This window comes from Legionella quinlivanii (genome assembly GCF_900461555.1).
Lineage (GTDB): Bacteria > Pseudomonadota > Gammaproteobacteria > Legionellales > Legionellaceae > Legionella_C > Legionella_C quinlivanii.
In genome coordinates, this window is record NZ_UGOX01000001.1 from 3,338,900 (window position 1) to 3,358,794 (window position 19,895).

Genomic DNA, 19,895 nt, shown 5'->3' on the forward strand with positions numbered 1-19,895 from the left:
TCTTGCAATTTCCAAGCTAATTGCAGTTCCACATTGCTGGCAGCGAGCTTGGTATTTTTTGAACATTCTATATAATTTTCCAGGTGGGTCCCATATTACTATTTTTCTTTAACGAAAAGGACACCGTTGTGAAAACTTTCAAACCCGAAGTAAACAAAGCACTGGACGCAAAAAAGAGAGAACAGACTTGTCTGGCAATCAATCAACAGCTGAGCAAGTATCATCACTTCAAACTGGATGAAATTCTGTCTCTGCCAGGCGAGGAGCTCGCGGCTCTGGAGAATTTTTTACAGGATATATTCACTAATAAAGAAATTCTGCGTCACTTCAATCTCACAATGCTATACCATTTCAGAAAGATTCAGCAATTAAGGACCCCCTGGTCAGGCTTTCGCAATTTTAGTGACCTCGCTTCCTTATCAAAAGACGGGCTAGGATTTCTATTAAATTTTGTCCTTCAATCACCGCATAGGCAAGGCAGTATGCAACTGGCATTTGCTGAGGCTCTGACAATGGTTAAATCCTTGCGTCCTCCCCAACTTGCATTTCTGCACTCACTTCCCTACTCCTTCTATCCTCTGGTATTAGAGAGTAACACTGTAAACTTAAGAACTTTAAATCTTTTGTGCAGGCTTTCTCATTCGGCAAAAACAATCCTCTTTTCTCAGGCAGCCAATGAGGATTTATTTCATTCGATACAGTCCGTTGCTCAATTACGCTCGATTGATAAAGAGCGCCTCGAGATCCTGTTTAACAGCCATTACTTACTCAGCAAACAATCATTTTGCACTTCGCCTGAATTGGAAATCCTTTTGAATAGGGAATTAACTACGGATCAGCTAAAGCCTGTTTTTTGGCTACCCAAAGAAGAGGCCGCTGTTAGGATACCGATTATTCTCAGCGCGCAAGGAGTTGAGTGCCATCGCCAGGCTTATTGTGATTTTTTAACTCAGCTTCAAGTCTGTCCCGAAATTTTATCTTTTTATCAACAGTACTTATTAAATGTAAAACGCCCCTCCGATGAGAAAGAGCGGGGACTATTCTCTAGCCCGCAATTTGTGAAGGCTTATAAAAAGAATTTTTTTGATATCGACTATTTAACAGGCTGCACCACCACTGAAATGAAATTGCTTGCTAACTGCTGGGAAAGAGCCAGTCAAAAGAGCATTCGCAATGTCTGGGATTCAAAATTTGCTGCCTTTATGCGAGCTCAGGAAACGCAGGCAAGCAGCAATCATCGCCTGATGCCTGCCCCTTCGCCGATCTGCGCGGCTCCTAAAGCCTGCATTAAATCTCCGGTGATCTGAATCTGAATGAAACCGGTTGTCTGCAACCGGTTTCATTTACTGTATTTGTTTGTTATAACGATCATATTCCTGAACAAAGAAATCATTAAGATCACGCATATCCAAAACTGAACCGTTATAGGCCATAAAATCAGTCTTCATGTCAGGAATATTATAGAAGTAAATATTACTCGAATCGCTGGCAAGGGTATGCTGGCGTTTAATCGAACTTAATTCGGCGACAGAATTCCCATAGGTCTTCACGAATGCTCTTTTAGCACGTAAGTAGCGGCCATTAAAACGGGCGGAATCTTTCAGGCAGACATCAATTTTGTTAGCCACACCGCCAAGCTGAATAAAGGTTTGGCCACCTGCTCTGATGGTCAGCGTATCACTTTTTATCCAGTACATACTTAATGCGCCATCCCCCTCCAAGTCAAGCGTATTAATCCGCTCAATGCCGGCTAGCTTAACGCGCGGCTTTCCCGACATGCGCAGGTGCAGATTGCGCGAGTGCACCCCGTTAATTTCGGTATATCCCCCACCCCTCACCTCCAGCACGCCGATATTAATGTGGCCACCGAGCACAGTCCTGCCTTCATTCTCAAGATAAAGATCAAGAAGCCCTGAGTTTAATCGCGGCCCGGTCACAATTCCTGCGCCTTCATAGCGGAAGGTATTTAGAAAGCGCCCGCGAATATCCACCGTCACACTGCCATAGCGTGGGTATCCACTGCCCAAATTCACCACCAGCGTATAGTTCTGGACTTGGGTACTCACCTGCGCCAAATCGCGGGGATCGCCATGTAAAATAACCTGCGGCTTTGAATAGCCGGTATGCAGTACCACATTCAGGCGGCCGCTAGCTGATACCTTATTAAACGAAGGCATAGAACGAGTCTGCTGCGTTTTACTCACCGGCACAGGGGGCTGTTCTGTAGAGCTCACAGCAGAGTGTCTGCAGGCTGACAGGAGAAATAAAATACAAATCAAGGAGATAACACGGGTTAACATAAGCCGACATTCCAAACCAGGTTAAGCTCCTACATTAGAATAACTTGGAAAATTGCGCAAGCAATTATCGTTTACTTTGATATCACCGCTTGTCTCGCGTGGAATTGTCCTTTTAAGGTAATTTCGTCATTTCAGAGAAGGTGTTGGTTGCATAAATGAAGATGGGTGCACAAAAAACTGTCTTTGCGAGCGTTAGCGAAGCAATCCAGCTTCTTACTTTGTTCAAGTTTCGATTTGGATTGCTTCGCTAACGCTCGCAAAGACACAGGCCAGTTGTGCTGAGCAGGCATTCTATATCTAATACCAGGACTCGCTATTAAAATCAGAAATACCTACTTTAGCCGGACATCCTTCATAACGCTTGGCGTCAGGGGCTTGTTCAACCAGTTCTGCCAAAGAGTCCTGTTCGGGAATTAAAGCGGGTAATTGTACAAAAATATCAACTAGCATCCCATTTTTACAGCCCAGATATACCTTTCTGGTGCTGGCGTTTCCAAAAGACTGTCGTACCAGCTCCTGCAATTGCAGGCGATCCACCGTTTCGCCGACATGCTCGTGTAAAAATTTCCCTAAAGCTGTTTCTTCCATGTCTTCAGTCAAACGGATCGCCAAAGCGAAATAGTCGTCAGCGGATAGCAATTGACAGCTTCCATGCTTATTCCATTCGTGGCGCTCCAGACAGCTGCCATGAGAGTAACTGGGCATAAAATATTTAAGCGAAGCAGATACTGGTTCTTTCAAGCTCAGGGGCGGGTAATCGCAATGATTAGTGCGAGGACTTGTGCCGCAGAAACCATAATGCTCCCCGCATTGTTCCTGATTTGGCCATAAGCCATGTAAAACCAGATGACTGGCCTGGTAGGAGCGAGACGGCAAATGAAGGCATTCAGGTTTTCCAGCTTCATACCCATAGGTCTGACAGAATGCAGGCTGCCAGCTAAAGGCAAGCACATAGGAATCCGCAAGTCCGGGGCTTTGCTGACAACGCGGAGCAGGACTGGGATGATAGGATGCATCGCCACATTCACTACTTACCCAGCGAAGCGACGTTGAGCTATCAGGCAGATACACGCGAAACCAGTCCGGATTATGTTCGCGGTTAATTTCCCGAATTTCATAAACCTGTCCAGGCTGTACATACACGTTGTCAGGATTGGTTTTTTTGTTTTTTGAAATATAGGCGGGGCAGGATTTCTCTATGCTAAAACTGCCGGATGCCGGCGCAGCCAGAGCAATTGAAGGGAAAAGACCAAAAAAAACTACAAAAATCCATGTACGCATAAATCCATCCATTTTCTATTGGTGTTTGAGTATAAACTGATTTGCCGATTTGGCAAAAACTCTTATTTATCAATATAAAAAGGGAGGCCTTCACGAATGACAAAAAACTGTTTCTCTGCCAACCCGTATTTTTTGCGGGCTAGAGCCAAATCATTTACGGGCTGATTAAAATCTTCTGCACCCAATTGAAAGGTTCCCCAATGAATGCCAATTGATCTATTACTGCCCAAGTCCAGATGCGCTCGAACAGCATCAGCAGGATTCAAATGATAGGGTTTGGCTAGTGAGCGTGGCTCATAGGCTCCAATAGGTAAAAATGCGAGCCGGGGTGTTCCCCATCGCTTTCTGATTTCTCTGAAATGTCCGGAATAGCCTGTATCTCCGGCAAAATATATTTTTCTACCGCTAATCTCTACACCAAAAGATCCCCAAAGTGTTTTATTAAGATCATAAAGCCAACGCTGCGAATCATGATGAGCAGGTAACAGGCTGATTTTCGTCTCTTTTACATTCATAGATTGCCACCAATCCAATTCAGTGACCTGTTTAACTCCACTTCGCTCCAAGAATACCTTATTACCCAAAGGTACAATAAATTGAGGATGGTATTTTTGTTGCAATTTCTTAATAGTTTCCAAATCCATATGATCGTAGTGATTGTGGCTTATGAGCACCAGATCAATGGTTGGCAGCGCATCAAACAAAAGGCCTGGCTCGCGATGCCGTGCCGGCCCAATCCATTGAAACGGGCTCGCACGATAAGAATAAATCGGATCAATGAGTATATTAATTTTTTTGCTTTGAATAAGCACTGTAGAATGATTAATGAAAGTAACCATTGCGCCATCAGGATAATTAGCCGGTAATAGCGGATAAGAAATTTCGGGTAAACTTGCTGGCCATTGATTTTGCAGCACGGAAATCCATAGATTGACCAGATCATAATTGCCGTCCCGTTTTTTACCTGCCTCGTCCGGATTATAGAATGTTTTACCATCAAAATGGTCAGAGGGAGGCCCTTTGTAAAACCCGCTCTGGCAACCAGATAGAAGACAAATAATTACAAGCCATAGAATTTTAAGAATGACTTCCATTTCAATAGAATTCCAGATGGGATTAGATTTTGACTACAGCCCGGAGCTTAAGAGCGATAAAAGCACTCTATCATACCTGCTAGCATTCGCAGGCTCAATATGTTGAAGCTTAAAATTAAATAAACAAGGAACTATCATTCCCCTCTTATTTTTGAGTAAAGAATAAGAGGGGACGATTTCAGAAAAAACTCAGAATACTTAAGGCCTAAATATTAGACCGCAGTAACTTCCTCAGCTTGCAAGCCTTTCGGACCTTTAGTTACCAGGAATTTTACACGTTGGCCTTCATGCAGTGTTTTACGACCAGATGTTCCTACGATTGAACGAAAATGTACGAACACATCATCTTGGCCATTGTCACGGCTGATAAAACCATAACCCTTGTCATCGTTAAACCATTTAACGGAACCAGTTTCTACTATAGCAGACATTATACTTTCCAAAAAAAATTAAACATAAACCTGTACAAGCAAACGAGCCTGAATTGCCGTTGACAGAACGCGATATTTTCACTACTTTGGAAACACAAAAGGAGGGATTTTTCACGAATAACGCTCATTCAATCTTGAACACTTGATACAAGTGATTACATTATAACTTACTGAAGTTTAAATAGCGAGAATTGCAGCTAAATTATTTATAACTTTACAATTCATTCAACGTAGGCCGTTATTTGAGCTATTGCGGGTGAATAGGCGGCAATTCAGAGACAGGCTTTCGCTTACTTGTTGTTTGCGACAAATGGGGCTGTAAAGCCTGCCACAATCCGCTTCCCTGCCATGATTTCTTTTGCTGATGATAAAGCGCTTCCGACAAAGCATTAATCTGTTTTTTGAGATTCATATCATAGATTTGCTCACAGATATCAGCCAAGCTTAAAATTCGCTTTTCTGGCCAATGAAGTGAAGCCCATTCAATTAATGCCTGTTGCGCTTCGACCGGCTGATTATTCAGGCAGGCGCTCTGCAGGCGCTTTAATACTGCCTTGTTACCTGCTCCTTTGTGCAGCTTAAAATAAGGAAGATTAAATCGGCCCAATTTAAGAGTTAACAGCCAGGCCAGTGCGAACAATGCGGCAACTCCCCAGGCTAACCAGGTACTGGCCGGCGCTTCCTTGTCAGTTGAGGGTGTTTCTGCAGGAACTTCTGCCGCCACGTCCTGCGGTTCAGACTGCGCTTTCACTGAACTATCGGCGCTATTCGCTGTAGCCTGAACCTGAATAACCCGGGGAGCTAAAACGGCTACTTCATTCTTTTGAGTCACCGTATTAAACCAGGGTAAACGCAATTCGGGGATGGTAATTTTTCCGGCTTTATTAAACAGATAAGTCACTTTCAGCGTTTTCGTGCCTACCAAATAAGGTTGACGATAACTGTTTTTCTCCGCTGCTTTTTCTGGATAAACTGAAAAGCTGTCCTTGCTGCTAAAATCCAGCGAGGGCAATAATTGAGCAGGCATGCCGACCACTTCCAGGTTAACTGTTCGGGTTAATGTATCTCCCTGCTTGATATTAACGGGCTCTCGATCATACTGGTCACTCAGTATGACTTCATTGGCGGGCAGCCACTCTTTGCCAGTGAAACTGGCGGGCACCGATTTTACCTTGAGAGTGAGCGGATCTGCACTGATTTTGGTTTTATGGGGCATTTGATCATAAACCAGGGCGCTGAATACCGGAGGAGTCACAGTTAGTTCACCGCTTTTCTGTGGAAAAATAGCATATTGCTGTTCCACGACTGAAAAAAGTCGGCCATTTTCCGTGGCTTGATATTGTTTACCATCGCCCAGAGGCACCAAAAGCGCATTATCAACCTGAGGCGCCTGAAAATCAGTGTCTAATAACTGTAAACTGTTATACAGTTTGACCGTGTAAATCACTTGCTGATTAACATAGGGCGTCTTGTTATCCACCTCAACCAGCAGCTGCAGATCGTCCTGTTTCGTCAGAGGTTTGCCGCTTTGTACTGCAGAAGCAGTGACCTCTATTGTGGAAGGCGTCGTACTTTCCTGCCCGACCTGAAGAGAGGGTATGGAAATAGTGCCCATTTTGAGAGGAACCAGAAAAACCGTCCATTGATTGACGGTGCGAGCCTGCCCATTAATAATGCTGTAATTTGTACTGCGTTCGGTTCCAACGATCTGAAAATTTTCCTGCAAAGGAGTTAAATCCGGTACTGCATTCGTCTGGCCATCCATAGTCAATACCAGGCGGAACGATTGACCTATCTGTACTTTACTGCTCTCTATTTGCATGCTGAGCCCTGCAAACAGCATTCCGGAATAAAAGAGAATGAAAATGCGGATTATTTTTTTCATTGGTACCACCCTCGTTGCCGGCGTATATGATCACGTAGAAACTTTTCACGAAGTAAACCGCCTGGATCGTCAGGAATTAATTTAAGCCATTGTTCTTTGGCCTGTTGTTGTTCTTTATCTGACAGAGACGATTGTGCTTGTGCTGCAGCTTGTTTTGTTTCATCTTCATTGGTCTTTGACGCATTGTTTTGCTGTTCCTGCTTTTCTTTATTTTTCTTCGCAGAAGCCTCTTTTTCAGCCTGCTGCTCCTGCTGGCTTTTCTCTTTATTCATCTGTTGTTCAGCACCAGAATTGTCTGATTGCGGCTGATTTTGTTGTTGCTGCTGATCATTTGGTTGATTGGCGCTGGACTTCTGACCCTGCTTCTGCTGATCCTGCTTATTTTTCTGATCCTGAGTTTGTCCGCCATTCTGCTCTTTATTTTGCTGTTTCTCTTTGTCTTTTTTTAGTAAATCAGCAACGAGCGCTCGGTTAAATCGGGCGTCCTGATTATGAGGGTTTAATTTCAGGGCCTGATCGTAGGCCTTTAAAGCCTCTTCATATTTACCCTGATGAGCCAATGCATTTCCCGCATTATAAAACCCTGTTTCATTATGGAGTGATTGGTAAGCCTGAGCGGCCTGCTGATAATTTCCTGCACGATACGAGGCGGCAGCCTGCCAATCCTCCTGCTTAAATAATTCACCCGCTTTATTATATTGCCCCTTTTGCATCATCTCAGCCGCCTGCTGATCAGGTGTGTACCATAAATCCTTCCAGCTGAAGGACCAGGTCGATGTACTGGCGAAAATCATTATTACTGATAACAAAACTCTCATAACTGCACCCTCTGCAGCCAACCTCTTCTAAACACTGGCATAAGAAACAGCAATGCGGGAATCAAAAACCAGCGCCCTTCATCCTGCCATACTGGAATTTCGTTTTGCTCACTCAAGGTATATTGTTTGCTGGTTATTGCCCGGCTCAACCAGCGGTTTAACGAAGCATTTTCATTATTTAAATCAAGCAACATTCCCTTGCCGGCATTAGCTAAGGGTTTGAAAATAGGATATACAGCGGAATCTGCCAAAACGGGCATAATAGAGGTTTCGATTCCCTGATTGGCCAGCCTTGACGCTGCTTTCAAAGCCGATGCATCGGGGGGAGTGGCCGTCAGCACCAGGATTTGTCCGCCCGAAAACCCAGCCTGTTCAATCAATTGGGCAGCCTGCTGCAGCGCAATCGATAAATCCTGGCCATTTACTGGCATAATTTGTGGATTCAAGGAGTCCAGCAAGCTATCAATGGTTTTAGCATCCTCCGTCAATGGCGACACTACAAAGGATTCACCTGTATAAACTATGAGGCCTGTTTGTCCTGTGTCTTTACGGTTGAATAAATCATGCAAAATGAACCTGGCCCGTAATAAGCGATTGGGTTTTAAATCCTCCTCAAGCATGGCATCGGATAAATCCAGCACGATGATTCTGGGCTGCAATAATTTAAAGGCCGGCACAGGCAACTTTTTCCATACCGGTCCGGCGAGAGCAATAATAATTAACCCAAAACTGGCTACTAACAGCAATAAGGAATGCTGCCTTTTTCCAGAGTGCTGATTTTTGATTAACTGCGATAATAAATGCGGATCACAGATGGCAGCCCAGGCTTGCAAAGGAGCTTTCTGCTTCCAAAGGCGCCAAAATAACCAGCAAAGCGGTAGAAAAGCCAGTAGCCATAGTGGACGAAGAAAATGAAAGTCAATCACAATCCTTTCTCCCGGTACTCAGTGTTTCGCTGCAATACATAATTAAACAGGCCCAGGCTGTTTAAAAGCCACATCATGATCAGAGCCAGGGCAAAAGCCAATGGCCAGGGATAATATTCGTGCTGCGGTCTGAGTGTTGTGTGTTCCTGCTGCACAGTTTCAAGCTGATTAATTTTTTGATAAATCGACTCCAGTGAACTTGAATCGGTTGCCCGGAAATATTGGCCGCCTGTGATTGAGGCAATCTCTTTTAGTGTATCTTCATCCAAATCAGCCCCGGCGCCCATGTTAATAAATGGGCCCGACATCATTTGAGGATCCGCTTCAGAGCCTAAGCCAATCGTATATACCTTGATTTGTTCGGATTTTGCCAATTCCGCCGCTTTTAGGGGTAGCAAGACACCCGAATTATTGGCTCCATCGGTTAATAAAATTACCACGCGGCTACTTTTGGGAACATCTTGCAGACGCTTGACCGCAAGACCCAGCGCATCCCCAATTGAGGTAGTTTTCCCGGCCAGGCCCACAGTGGCATCTTCAATACGCAATAACACACTGTGGCGATCATAGGTTAGGGGCGTTTGCAGATAGGCCTGACTGCCAAACAAAATAAGGCCAATTCGATCACCAGCCCTCTCTTTGACAAATTGCTCAGCAGCATGTTTAACAACAGCGAGGCGTGACACCGGTCTGCCATTCATTAACATATCATTTAATTCCATACTGCCTGATAAATCGAGAACCATCATAATATTGCGGCCCTCTCTTTCCAAAGGTAAAGGCTCTCCCACCCAGCGCGGGCCAGCAGCAGCCAGAACCAGTAACGCCCACACCAGAAACCAAAAACCAAGACCGGATTTTTTACTCAGAACAGGTTGGTCCTGTTCAGCGATGGCGCGCATGGATTGATAAAACGGAACCTGTAATGCCGCAGGCAGGCTTGAACTGGCTCGCGGTATTAAAAACCAGAGGATTAGCGGTAGACCGAGTAAAAGAAAAACCCAAGGGGAAGCTATTTCAAACATCGTTTACCCCGTTGTTTTATCCAGGTTTTTGCTCGCGCAAATAAAGGCGCCAGGCTAACCTGGCTGTTTGAAGGTTGATAGGGGAGCTCTAGCAGCAATTGACGCACCGCATTAAAATTTAGTTTGCTTCCCGTTCGGTTCAGGAAATTAATCCATTCCTCTCCCTGCAAACTGGCCACTGTTTCACGTGAAAAATACACCAGCGCAACCCGTTTTAACAATTCAGAAACCCGGGAACAAGCCAACTGACTGTTTCCGTTGCGCTGATACTCTTCCTGATATTGAGCAAGTAATTTAAGTGCATGCCGTTTGGGCTTGCCGTTCTTTTGATACTCAATGAAATAGTACAGTCCCCCGGCAAAGAACAAGAGAACAAGGATTAGCAAAATATACCAGCCTGGCGCCAAAGGCCACCAGCCAATAGCCTCCGGCAGGTGAATATCACGCAGATTATCCAGAGCATTCGTCTTAGTCACGTTTCCTCCGGGGAAATGTCTGGTAAATCACCTGAGGGATATCGTTTTCACCATTAACCTGCACATATTGAATACGCAGCCTTTTAAATAAGTGCTGTAGACTCTGCTGACGCTGATCGCACCATTGCTGATAATCTGCTTTAACCTTCGGATTAGCTGTATCAAGCAGTAACTCCTGATGGCCATCGGTGATGGCATAAAGTGCGGGTAATGGCGAGTTTAACTCTAAAGGATCAATAATCTGATAGGCCAGAATGTCATTATGTTCATGTAAGCGGCTTAAATGTTTTTCAGCTTCACCATTCATATGATAGAAATCACTGAGCACAACAATGATACTGCCTGGTTTTACCACCCTTCTTAATCTGCTCAATGCTTCGCCCAGAGGTTTTGGAGGGCGCTCTGTCATCATGCCGCTTGCTTGATTAGTGTATTCCATCAGCCCTGCCAGGATAGGCAGGACACCTCCCTCACGCGACCTAGGAATATATTCATTATGCCGTTCAGAGGAGTAAAGCAGGGCACCAATTTTGTCACCCTGCTTGACCGTAGTCCAGGCAATCATCGCCGCCAATCTGGCAGCGATCACCGATTTAAATGCCTTGCGGGTACCGAAATACATGGAGGGATTAAAATCAACGACAATAACCACTGGCCGTTCGCGCTCTTCCTGGTAAAGCTTGATGTGAGGCCGCCCCGTGCGTGCGGTGACACGCCATTCCATATGGCGGATTTCATCGCCGGCCTGGTAATTTCTGACCTCCGAAAAATCCATTCCCCGGCCACGAAATTTTGATAAATGATTGCCGCTGCCAGGAACTCCCTTCTCTGGTTTGTATGCCATTTTGCGAGCGAAACGTTTAAATGCAATCAGTTCCGCGAGATCAATTGACACGCCGTTTACCATATTTCTTTTTCCAATTCACCGCTCATTTATAGAACCAATCAACTAACCTCGTCTTTGCGAACGAAGTGAAGCAATCCAGATCGAAACCTGCACAAGCGAGGATCTGGATTGCTTCGCTAATGCTCGCAAAGACGGTTTTTGTTCATCTATTTTTATCCCGAGTCTCAGGGAACTGCCACCAGACGCAATAAATGATCAATAAAATCATCGCTGCTAATCCCTTCGGCCTCTGCTTCAAAGCTTAGTAATACGCGATGCCGTAGCACATCATGGGCAATGACATGAATATCTTCCGGCGTTACATAATCCCGGCCAGCCAGCCAGGCATGAGCCTTGGAGCAGCGATCCAGAGCAATAGTCGCCCGCGGACTGGCACCAAAACGCAACCATCTCGCCAGCTCTTTGCTATACATTCCCGGATTTCGGGTAGCAACAACCAATTGAACCAGATAATGTTCCAATGCCGGGCTGGTATGGACCTTCAAAACCTGATTGCGTGCATCAAATAATACGCGTTGGGGCAACGGCTTAATTTTCGCAGGCGCAGCCTGTACAGGATCCATTGCTTCCCGTCTGGCCAAGGCCAGAATATCCTGTTCTATAGCCGCATCCGGGTAACCGATCTTAACATACATCAGGAAACGGTCGAGCTGCGCCTCCGGCAGGGGGTAGGTTCCTTCCTGTTCGATTGGATTCTGAGTCGCCATAACCAGGAATAATTCAGGCAGAGGATAGGTCTTACCCCCGATGGTTACCTGACGTTCCGCCATTGCTTCCAGAAGCGCAGACTGCACTTTAGCCGGCGCACGATTGATTTCGTCTGCCAGTAATAAATGATGAAATACAGGCCCTGGCTGGAATACAAAAGTACTGGTTTCAGGGTGAAACACATCGGTTCCAGTTAAATCGCCGGGCAAAAGATCGGGTGTAAACTGAATGCGATGAAAATTGCCTTCAATCAGAGCGGACAGTTCCTTAACCGCCCGTGTCTTGGCAAGCCCTGGCGCTCCTTCCACCAAGAGATGTCCATCTGCGAGCAAGGCAATCAGCAGGCGAGATACCAAAGCGCGCTGGCCAAGGATGCGATCATTTAAAAAATGACTAATACGCAAAATTTCCTGCTGCACAGATTGTATTGTCGTTTCCTGCAGTTGCTCCATTTATTCAACCTCGTGCAAAAAAACATAATCCTAGCGTGAATCCCTGTTCGTGCCAAGATCTGGTTGTTGTCAAAAGGCAGTTAACGGTCTTCAGCGCAGTTTTTAGACTACAATTATAGGAATACGAGGCTGCCATTGAGCAATAGATCGCAAGATCGCAGCACATCAATTCACCTCAGGGAGGAGGACTCTAATGAATAAATTAAAAGGAAAAAAAATCGCCATACTTGCCGCCAATGGCTTTGAGCAGGTTGAAATGGAAGCACCTCGCAAAGCACTGGAAAATGAGGGCGCAGAAACTTTCCTGATCTCACCTGAAAAAGAGGAAGTACAAGGCTGGCATCATTTTGAAAAAGGGGACAAATTCCCGGTAGATATTCCGCTTAAAGAAGCCAAGGCTGAACATTTTGATGCGCTCTTACTTCCTGGCGGCGTGATCAATCCAGACCAGCTGCGTCTGCTGCCAGAGGCTGCAGAATTTGTCAAATCAATAAATATACAAAATAAGCCCATTGCAGCAATCTGCCACGGCCCCTGGTTATTAATCAATGCAGAACTGGCCAAAGGCAGGAAAATGACTTCCTGGTTATCGATCAAAACCGATTTAATCAATGCAGGGGCTGAATGGGTTGATAAACCGGTTGTTTGCGATCAGGACATTTTAACCAGTCGAAAACCGGATGATATTCCCCAATTCAATGAAGCAATGATCCGGCTTTTTGAATAGCTCCACAGTGGAGGGGAATCGATGAGTCTTGACCGTTATCAGAAAAAAAGGGATTTTCATAAAACCCCCGAGCCTAAGGGCCGTGTTCACCGAAAACACCGCTTTCTCTATATCATTCAGAAACATGCTGCCAGCCATTTACATTATGATTTTCGCCTGGAACTGGATGGCGTTTTAAAGAGCTGGGCAGTTCCTAAAGGCCCTTGCCTTGACCCGGCTGTGAAGCGGCTGGCAGTACAAGTAGAAGATCATCCGGTTGAATACGGCAGTTTTGAGGGAATTATTCCCAAAGGCGAGTATGGCGGCGGTACGGTCATGTTATGGGACAAAGGCAAGTGGAAGCCCCTGGATGATGATCCGGCCAAAGCCTATGAAAAAGGGCATTTACATTTTGAATTGCAGGCTGAAAAACTTAATGGTCAGTGGGATTTGATTCGCTTTAAGGAAAAGCAGTGGTTCCTCATTAAACATCGAGACGCGGAAGCAAGACCCCTTGACGAATATGATATTACAAATGAAGAGCCGAATAGCGTGGTCAGCCATCAAAGCTTAGACGAAATAAGCCGGAACTATCAATCCGTCTGGCACAGTAAAGAAAGTTCCCAAAATAATAGCTCTGTTAAATCTCCTAAAAAAAAACAGAAAAAGTATACGCTGGCTCTGCCTGCCAGCCCATTTTTGCAGAATTGCCCAGTCGAATTAGCAACCCTGACCAATAAAGCCCCCATTGGTGACGACTGGTTGCATGAACTGAAATTTGATGGCTACCGCATCATAGCCTACAAACGGCATGCGCAAATCCAGTTGCTCTCCCGTAATCAACTGGACTGGACAAGAAAATTTCCGAATGTCATCAATGCTCTGAAAAGCCTGCCCGTGGACAATATCATTGTGGATGGTGAAATTACCGTTCTGGATGAAAACTCGCGCTCAAGTTTTCAGTTGCTGCAAAATGCCATGAGTAATGGGGCGCAAACCCATTTTACCTATTATCTTTTTGATTTGCTCTACCTTGAGCAATACGATACCCGCTCTCTCCCGCTCCTCGAAAGAAAAAAACTGCTCGCTGATTTGCTCGAGGATGCAGAGGAAAGCCTTCGTTACAGTGACCATATACTGGGCGATGGGGAAAGCGTTTTCAAACAGAGCTGCGATTTTAATCTGGAAGGGATTATCTCCAAGGACATTCATAGCACTTATCAAGGTAAGCGAAGCAGGAAATGGCTTAAAATAAAATGCAGTAAGCGTCAGGAGTTTGTCATTGGCGGTTTTACCAAATCAGAGAAAAATCGCACTGGGTTTCGTTCCCTGCTTTTGGGTGTTTATGATGATAAAGGGCAGCTTAATTATTGCGGCAAAGTGGGTACAGGCTTCACTGAAGCCTCCTTAAAATCTATTGCCAGACAATTAGAACCCCTGCAAATGGCAAAGAATCCTTTTAATATTAATCCGCCGGGAGTCAGAAGCAGCACCTGGGTGAAGCCCGAACTAATCGCCGAAGTGGAATTTAGTGAATGGACAGACGACGGCCATTTAAGACACCCCAGTTTCAAAGGTTTAAGATTGGATAAAATGGCGCAAGAGATCCGGAACGAACAGGAAATACCGCTAAAAAAAATAACGCCCGGCAAGGGGAAGAACATGCCCGCAATCAAATTGAGCAATCCCGATAAAATGATTTATGCTGAAGACGGCATTTGTAAAAAGGAGCTGTTTGATTATTATCAAGCCATTAGTTCCTATATTCTACCCTATATTCGCAATCGGGCATTAACCCTGGTTCGCTGTCCCTCTGATTATAAAGACTGCTTTTATCAGAAACACCTCAATCAGCAAAATCCTGGCGGCCTTTATACGATTGAAGTGGAAAGCAAACGCACTGAGAACATTGAACACTGCATCTATCTCAAAGAGGAGGAAGGATTGCTTGCTCTGGCGCAAATGGGAGTGCTGGAAATTCATCCCTGGGGCAGCACCGTCGAGCATCTTGAGCAGCCTGATATTCTGGTGTTTGACCTCGATCCGGATCCTGAAGTCAGTTGGAAAATGCTGGTGGATGCCGCTTATGAAATCCGCGAGGAGCTTGAGCAATTAAAACTATCTGCATTTATTAAAACGACAGGCGGTAAAGGCCTGCATGTGGTCATTCCGATTCAGGTCAAATATAACTGGGAGTCAGTCAAAGAATTCACTCATGTCTTTGTAGAATATCTGGAAAAAAAATATCCCAAAAAATACACCAGCAATATGGCGAAGGCCAAACGCAAGGGAAAAATTTTTGTCGATTACCTCCGAAATCAGCGCCAGGCAACCGCCATTGCGCCCTATTCGCCCCGCGCAAGACTACATGCACCGGTAGCAACGCCTGTGCATTGGGAGGAACTGACCGATAATCAGAATGATTCATTCTATACCATACGAACTATCTTCAAGCGGCTTGAGCAATTGAAAGACGATCCCTGGAAAGAATTCTGGACAATTAAACAAAACCTGCCCTTAGACAAAATCTAAGGGCTATTCTGAAATATCTATCGTTCTCGAACTTTCTTACAGGCCTAATCCAGTACGAATTAAACCGGTTCGAGAGTCGGCATCGGCGTTTTCGATCACGGTTTTCGCATTATCTGTAAGCAATTCATGTCCATTCAGGCTGCGTTTAAAAAAGCCGCTATGCTGATAAGCATACTGATGAATCTCCCTGACTAGATTGATATCATCCATCCGGTCCTTGTATTTTAAAGTGAGTTCCGCGGCAAATTTCGAGCGTGAGAAAGGTCTCTCAGCAATATGCTGTCGAATATCCGCTCTTGTCAGCGTTAGATGCTGGTCTATGAAGTTGCTGGACTTGAACCAAGAGGATTGCCCCATATACAAGGCCTGATAAATTTTCTTAAACGCCGCGACAAAACGCTCATTCTCTGCCGGCACCAGTTCAGGGTAAGCCGCCTCCCATAGTAATTCCAACTCCTCTGTTTTTAATGCATTGGCCGCCCGGGCCGCTTCATAAGCTGCTGTGTATCCCGCTGCCTGAGGATCAGACGGTGTCATTTTTGCGAAATGAGGCAGCAGATGCCAATGCTTTAAATCAACAGCCCATTCTATCGGCGTTCTATTTTCATATTTTACCAGCAACGAGTCCTTACTGGTGGATTGGTTATACCGGACTGCCAAAGCAACTAAAAATTTTTCCTGATTTTCCTGTACAGCAATATGAAATGCGTTGATAGCCCCGTTCTCAGTATTATTAAATTTCCAGTCAAGATTTGCCCCCTTTGCTGCTAAAGCGCTAGCCAGTTCAAACTGCTTATGATGGGCAGCCGATACCATCGCTGAACCATATTGCAGCCTGTCGGTCTCATCTGTCTGTTCTTTTGTCAGAAACTCAACAGTGTTCCAATCGCGAAGCTGTGCGGCCAATCGCACTGGGGAAAAGCCTGCGCGATTCTGTAAAGTCCTGGCTGTGCACCTGGACAAACAGGGCTCTTTCGCAAAGTTAATAATGGCCTCTTTATTGCCCCTCAGAATCGCCAGATGAAGGGGGCTTACCTCCCGCTTTCTCTCTTCATTCTCATAGAGCCATAAGGTTTCTGGACTAATGCCCGCAAGAATTTTCCCAGAGAGTTCAGTGAGTCCTTCATCCTCAGCACGAAAAATTACTTCAGCATATGCCTGGGAATCTTCAACATCATTGAAGCCATTAATGAATGCCTCAACCAAATACCATTTTTTAAAATAAGCCGCTAAAAGAATAGGCGTATATCCATTATCAGTGGTATGACTACAACTTGGCTGGATACCCGGCAAAGCCAGTAACTTCTGAATCCAGCGAAGAGCTATCGCTTTTTTTTCAGTTGAGGAATTGGGATAAGGAGCATGTAAGGCTGCATAGTGGAGGATATTCCATCGCCCAATCCGCTCCTCTCTGGATGCATTGTTGATTTTTAATAAACGGATTGCCAGCTCCATTTTGCCGGCTTTGGCAGCCAAAAGAGCTGCCCGTCCAAACTGTTCAGCATCTCCCTCACTTACCTCGGTGATGCAAGTGAACGCAGCCACTTTATCCCAATCGCTTTTTGCTGCGTAAAACATAATGGGGGTTTGGTTTTCGGAATTGATTTGGCTTAACTCTGATTTATCGTCTAAAGTTTCCAGCATGTTTTGTAATTCTTCAACCGATTTTGCACCGAATAAACGCATTAAGTTTCTCCGCAGGTGGGGATAAGGGTATGTGAGTGAGCTATTTTTGCACAAAACCAGGTTATGAATCAATACCAGAATTGCCTATCCCGAGCATCGTTCAGTGTAAGAACTGCGGTTTGACTTTCCTCCAGGTGTCGCGACCTGTCCCCCACGTACCCCGACTTACCTCCTACGTACCCGACTTACCTCCTACGTACCCCGACTTACCTCCTACGTACCCCGACTTACCTCCTACGTACCCCGACTTACCTCCTACGTACCCCGACTCACCGCCTACGTACCCCGACTTACCGCCTACGTACCCCGACTTGTTCGGGGTATCTATAGTTTCTATATCAAGACGATAGACTTTACCAGGGCTGGCTCTACTTCAGGCATTGCCTGGATGCCCCGGACAAGCCGTGGCACGTAGAATCTAAGATGCTATAACACAAGCTATTTCTGATAATCATTTTGCAGTTCTAAAGGCATCATTGCCTGCAGGCGCTCATACAAATCCAGTAAATCTGCACAAAACACCTGAAATTGCTGGCGAGTCTGCCACAGTTCGTAATTGACTCCCTTACGAAAAGCCAGTTGCCTTGATAACATTTTGAATAGCTGTAAGTCCTGACTGGAAAAACTGAGATCCTGGTTCATCTCCAAAAGCTCAATCAAGGTTTTATTTTGTTTGACCGGACGATGAACGTGCAGCAAATAAGCCTGCAGGGTCAATTGAAAGGCAATATACATTAAAGAACTGATTGGGTTTAAATTGTCTTTGACATGTCCTTCAATAAAATCATCGCGTAAATTACTCATCAAATGATCAGCGGCATAGGCATGCTGAGTAGCTATTTTTAACAACTCCAGTGGTGAGTAGTAATGTTTATCCATTAGATGCCCAATTTGATACAATGCTCAATTAATCAGAACGCGGATTCTGCCAGATGTTTACTGAAATTGCGAGCACAGATAATAGTTCCCTTCCCTGGTTCCTTGGCGCAATAAATATGCCGCATCGCCTGATTCAGGGGCCGCTGGCGGGCTTTAGCTGTTCGCCCATGCGGGCTTTGTTTTCTCGTTACACCCCTCCAGCCTACTGCGTCTCGGAAATGATTTCAGCGCATGATGTTATTTACAAGCACAGCGCAGAAAACCGCTACCTGCATCGCGCACTGGATGAAGACAGATTGTGTTATCAGCTATCGGGAAATGATGGGGAGCTAATGGCAAAGGCTGCAAAAAAACTGGAAATTCTCGGGGCTGATCTGATTGATATTAATTGCGGTTGTCCTAAAGCTAAAATCAGAAAACGCGGTGCCGGAAGCGCCCTTCTGGAGACACCCGATCATTTGGTTCGAATCGTGGAAAAAGTACGCGATGCGCTCCAATGTCCTTTAACAATAAAAATCCGCCTGCAGAATACTGATTCTGATCTCGCCTTAGCTCAGGCATTGGAAAAAACCGGCATCAATGCGCTGATTGTACACGGGCGGCGCTGGCAGGATGATTACGATGTAGCCTGCAACTGGCAGGCTATTCGTCTGATTAAAGAAGCGGTGAAGATTCCGGTCATCGCCAATGGCGATATTTGCGGAAGAAATTCTTTAGCAGCTGCCCTGGCTGCAACCGGCTGCGATGCATTCATGATTTCACGAGCAGGCACGGGGAAACCCTGGCTTTACCAGCATTTATTGAGCCCCAATGGCTTCGAGGTTCTGCTGGATGAGCGCATTGAATTATTCCTGAAGCATCTTGAGGAGCTATCCTGGCTTGAAAATGAGTTTCAGGCCGTGCTGCAAAGCAAAAGCCTGATACGCTATTATTTTCGCGAACTTGGATCAGTGCAATTGCAGACCTATTATTCCCTGAACTCATTGGAATCGATCAAAGAGTACATGACCAGGATGAATAAAAATCTGACACCGTCTAGCGCAGACTACGTCCTCCATCCACATTCAATACCTGGCCGGTTATAAACTCATTGTTCGCTATAGACAGAACTGCCTTGGCAATAAAATCAGGATGACCATGGCGTTTCAAAGGGGTTTCAGCGATGATTTTCTGCTGCATTTGTTCTGATAAGCGATTTTCTTTTTCTGGCCAGGCAATCGAGCCGGGGGCTACTGCATTGACCCGCACCAGTGGCGCGAACTCCTTTGCCAAGGCACGGGTTTGCATCAGGAGAGCCGCCTTGGTTTGACAATAAATTGCATATTCCTTCAGGGGAATTTCTGCATGAATGTCAGTGATATTAACAATTACACCCTGCTGTTTTTTCAAATAAGGCAGGGCTGCCTGGCTGAGCTGATAGGGAACTTGTGTATTCAGCTTGAACAGCGTATGCCACAGGGTTTCATCAAAGTTCTCAAAATGGTTTTTAGTAAACTGAGACGCGTTATTGACTAGCAGATCAAGCCGGCCGGCCCAGTTGATCACCGGTTCAATAAGCTGCTCCCCCTTCTCCAGGCTGGATAAGTTCTGACAAAAAATCCGGGCCGAGTCGGCTTGCTGCTGATTAAATTGTAATGCCAGACTATTCGCCTCTGCCTCCGATTGATGGTAATGAATAGCCACCCGATAACCTGCCTGATGCAAATGTCCGGCAATGACTGCGCCAATGCGCCGGGCCGCGCCAGTAATCAATGCTACTTTTCTGACTTGTTTCCTGTTCCGATTCAAG

Annotated in this window: 18 protein-coding genes; 4 read left to right on the plus strand and 14 right to left on the minus strand. The window is 45.5% G+C overall.

The window, feature by feature from the left end; all coding sequences use genetic code 11:
* Positions 1-128: 128 nt before the first annotated feature.
* Positions 129-1,307 carry a hypothetical protein gene (locus tag DYH61_RS14255; protein ID WP_058507055.1) on the plus strand — a complete coding sequence of 393 codons (1,179 nt, stop codon included), beginning with the start codon at positions 129-131 and terminating at the stop codon, positions 1,305-1,307.
* Between the two features lie 36 nt (positions 1,308-1,343).
* Here DYH61_RS14255 and DYH61_RS14260 read toward each other — a convergent pair whose 3' ends face one another.
* From DYH61_RS14260 to DYH61_RS14310, 11 genes are all read right to left on the minus strand, one after another.
* Entirely contained in the window at positions 1,344-2,234 is an 891-nt protein-coding gene (locus tag DYH61_RS14260) for a GIN domain-containing protein (protein WP_234999815.1), read from the minus strand.
* Positions 2,235-2,597: 363 nt separating this feature from the next.
* A complete protein-coding gene (locus DYH61_RS14265; protein WP_058507053.1) occupies positions 2,598-3,581 on the minus strand; it encodes a ribonuclease T2 family protein in 984 nt (327 codons plus the stop codon).
* A 62-nt stretch (positions 3,582-3,643) separates the two neighbouring features.
* A complete protein-coding gene (locus tag DYH61_RS14270) occupies positions 3,644-4,675 on the minus strand; it encodes an MBL fold metallo-hydrolase (RefSeq protein ID WP_058507052.1) in 1,032 nt (343 codons plus the stop codon).
* Between the two features lie 212 nt (positions 4,676-4,887).
* Positions 4,888-5,106 (minus strand): cold-shock protein, encoded by a 219-nt coding sequence (locus DYH61_RS14275; RefSeq protein WP_058507051.1) that lies wholly within the window; start codon positions 5,104-5,106, stop codon positions 4,888-4,890.
* Between the two features lie 247 nt (positions 5,107-5,353).
* Complete coding sequence (locus DYH61_RS14280) at positions 5,354-6,991, minus strand: BatD family protein (protein WP_058507050.1); 1,638 nt, start codon at positions 6,989-6,991, stop codon at positions 5,354-5,356.
* On the minus strand, positions 6,988-7,809 hold the full coding sequence (locus tag DYH61_RS14285) for a tetratricopeptide repeat protein (protein WP_058507049.1): 822 nt from the start codon (positions 7,807-7,809) through the stop codon (positions 6,988-6,990). Before DYH61_RS14285 ends, DYH61_RS14280 begins: the two co-directional genes overlap by 4 nt.
* Complete coding sequence (locus DYH61_RS14290) at positions 7,806-8,738, minus strand: vWA domain-containing protein (protein WP_058507048.1); 933 nt, start codon at positions 8,736-8,738, stop codon at positions 7,806-7,808. The genes DYH61_RS14285 and DYH61_RS14290 overlap by 4 nt, the downstream gene beginning before the upstream one ends.
* The gene (locus tag DYH61_RS14295; protein WP_058507047.1) at positions 8,732-9,760 is read right to left on the minus strand and encodes a vWA domain-containing protein; all 1,029 of its coding nucleotides are present in this window, start codon (positions 9,758-9,760) and stop codon (positions 8,732-8,734) included. The genes DYH61_RS14290 and DYH61_RS14295 overlap by 7 nt, the downstream gene beginning before the upstream one ends.
* Complete coding sequence (locus DYH61_RS14300) at positions 9,748-10,236, minus strand: DUF4381 domain-containing protein (RefSeq protein WP_058507046.1); 489 nt, start codon at positions 10,234-10,236, stop codon at positions 9,748-9,750. Before DYH61_RS14300 ends, DYH61_RS14295 begins: the two co-directional genes overlap by 13 nt.
* Positions 10,229-11,143, minus strand: coding sequence for a DUF58 domain-containing protein (locus tag DYH61_RS14305; protein ID WP_058507045.1), 915 nt, complete (start codon positions 11,141-11,143; stop codon positions 10,229-10,231). Before DYH61_RS14305 ends, DYH61_RS14300 begins: the two co-directional genes overlap by 8 nt.
* A gap of 164 nt (positions 11,144-11,307) precedes the next feature.
* Positions 11,308-12,303, minus strand: coding sequence for an AAA family ATPase (locus DYH61_RS14310; protein WP_058507044.1), 996 nt, complete (start codon positions 12,301-12,303; stop codon positions 11,308-11,310).
* A gap of 193 nt (positions 12,304-12,496) precedes the next feature.
* Here DYH61_RS14310 and DYH61_RS14315 point away from each other — a divergent pair, with 193 nt between their 5' ends.
* Positions 12,497-13,030, plus strand: a complete 534-nt coding sequence (locus tag DYH61_RS14315; protein WP_058507043.1) for a type 1 glutamine amidotransferase domain-containing protein — start codon at positions 12,497-12,499, stop codon at positions 13,028-13,030.
* Between the two features lie 21 nt (positions 13,031-13,051).
* Positions 13,052-15,541, plus strand: a complete 2,490-nt coding sequence (gene ligD, locus DYH61_RS14320; RefSeq protein ID WP_058507042.1) for a DNA ligase D — start codon at positions 13,052-13,054, stop codon at positions 15,539-15,541.
* A gap of 36 nt (positions 15,542-15,577) precedes the next feature.
* Here the strand turns inward: ligD and DYH61_RS14325 are convergent, their stop codons facing one another.
* Both DYH61_RS14325 and DYH61_RS14330 read right to left on the minus strand, forming a co-directional pair.
* Positions 15,578-17,227 carry an ankyrin repeat domain-containing protein gene (locus tag DYH61_RS14325; RefSeq protein WP_058507041.1) on the minus strand — a complete coding sequence of 550 codons (1,650 nt, stop codon included), beginning with the start codon at positions 17,225-17,227 and terminating at the stop codon, positions 15,578-15,580.
* A 438-nt stretch (positions 17,228-17,665) separates the two neighbouring features.
* On the minus strand, positions 17,666-18,106 hold the full coding sequence (locus DYH61_RS14330) for a hypothetical protein (protein WP_058507040.1): 441 nt from the start codon (positions 18,104-18,106) through the stop codon (positions 17,666-17,668).
* A gap of 53 nt (positions 18,107-18,159) precedes the next feature.
* On the opposite strand from DYH61_RS14330, the gene DYH61_RS14335 reads away from it, so the two are divergent.
* Positions 18,160-19,191 carry a tRNA dihydrouridine synthase gene (locus DYH61_RS14335; RefSeq protein ID WP_058507039.1) on the plus strand — a complete coding sequence of 344 codons (1,032 nt, stop codon included), beginning with the start codon at positions 18,160-18,162 and terminating at the stop codon, positions 19,189-19,191.
* Here the strand turns inward: DYH61_RS14335 and DYH61_RS14340 are convergent.
* Entirely contained in the window at positions 19,142-19,894 is a 753-nt protein-coding gene (locus tag DYH61_RS14340) for a pteridine reductase (protein WP_058507038.1), read from the minus strand. The two genes, DYH61_RS14335 and DYH61_RS14340, sit on opposite strands and share 50 nt — an antisense overlap.
* Position 19,895 lies beyond the last annotated feature (1 nt).

What these genes read in the sequence shown, in the direction of transcription:
- DYH61_RS14330 (WP_058507040.1), bottom strand. Translation starts at nt 18,106, where the DNA reads ATGGATAAACATTACTACTCACCACTGGAGTTGTTAAAAATAGCTACT.
- DYH61_RS14315 (WP_058507043.1), top strand. Translation starts at nt 12,497, where the DNA reads ATGAATAAATTAAAAGGAAAAAAAATCGCCATACTTGCCGCCAATGGC.
- DYH61_RS14325 (WP_058507041.1), bottom strand. Translation starts at nt 17,227, where the DNA reads ATGCGTTTATTCGGTGCAAAATCGGTTGAAGAATTACAAAACATGCTG.
- DYH61_RS14335 (WP_058507039.1), top strand. Translation starts at nt 18,160, where the DNA reads ATGTTTACTGAAATTGCGAGCACAGATAATAGTTCCCTTCCCTGGTTC.
- DYH61_RS14310 (WP_058507044.1), bottom strand. Translation starts at nt 12,303, where the DNA reads ATGGAGCAACTGCAGGAAACGACAATACAATCTGTGCAGCAGGAAATT.
- ligD (WP_058507042.1), top strand. Translation starts at nt 13,052, where the DNA reads ATGAGTCTTGACCGTTATCAGAAAAAAAGGGATTTTCATAAAACCCCC.
- DYH61_RS14265 (WP_058507053.1), bottom strand. Translation starts at nt 3,581, where the DNA reads ATGCGTACATGGATTTTTGTAGTTTTTTTTGGTCTTTTCCCTTCAATT.
- DYH61_RS14305 (WP_058507045.1), bottom strand. Translation starts at nt 11,143, where the DNA reads ATGGTAAACGGCGTGTCAATTGATCTCGCGGAACTGATTGCATTTAAA.
- DYH61_RS14275 (WP_058507051.1), bottom strand. Translation starts at nt 5,106, where the DNA reads ATGTCTGCTATAGTAGAAACTGGTTCCGTTAAATGGTTTAACGATGAC.
- DYH61_RS14280 (WP_058507050.1), bottom strand. Translation starts at nt 6,991, where the DNA reads ATGAAAAAAATAATCCGCATTTTCATTCTCTTTTATTCCGGAATGCTG.
- DYH61_RS14270 (WP_058507052.1), bottom strand. Translation starts at nt 4,675, where the DNA reads ATGGAAGTCATTCTTAAAATTCTATGGCTTGTAATTATTTGTCTTCTA.
- DYH61_RS14295 (WP_058507047.1), bottom strand. Translation starts at nt 9,760, where the DNA reads ATGTTTGAAATAGCTTCCCCTTGGGTTTTTCTTTTACTCGGTCTACCG.
- DYH61_RS14285 (WP_058507049.1), bottom strand. Translation starts at nt 7,809, where the DNA reads ATGAGAGTTTTGTTATCAGTAATAATGATTTTCGCCAGTACATCGACC.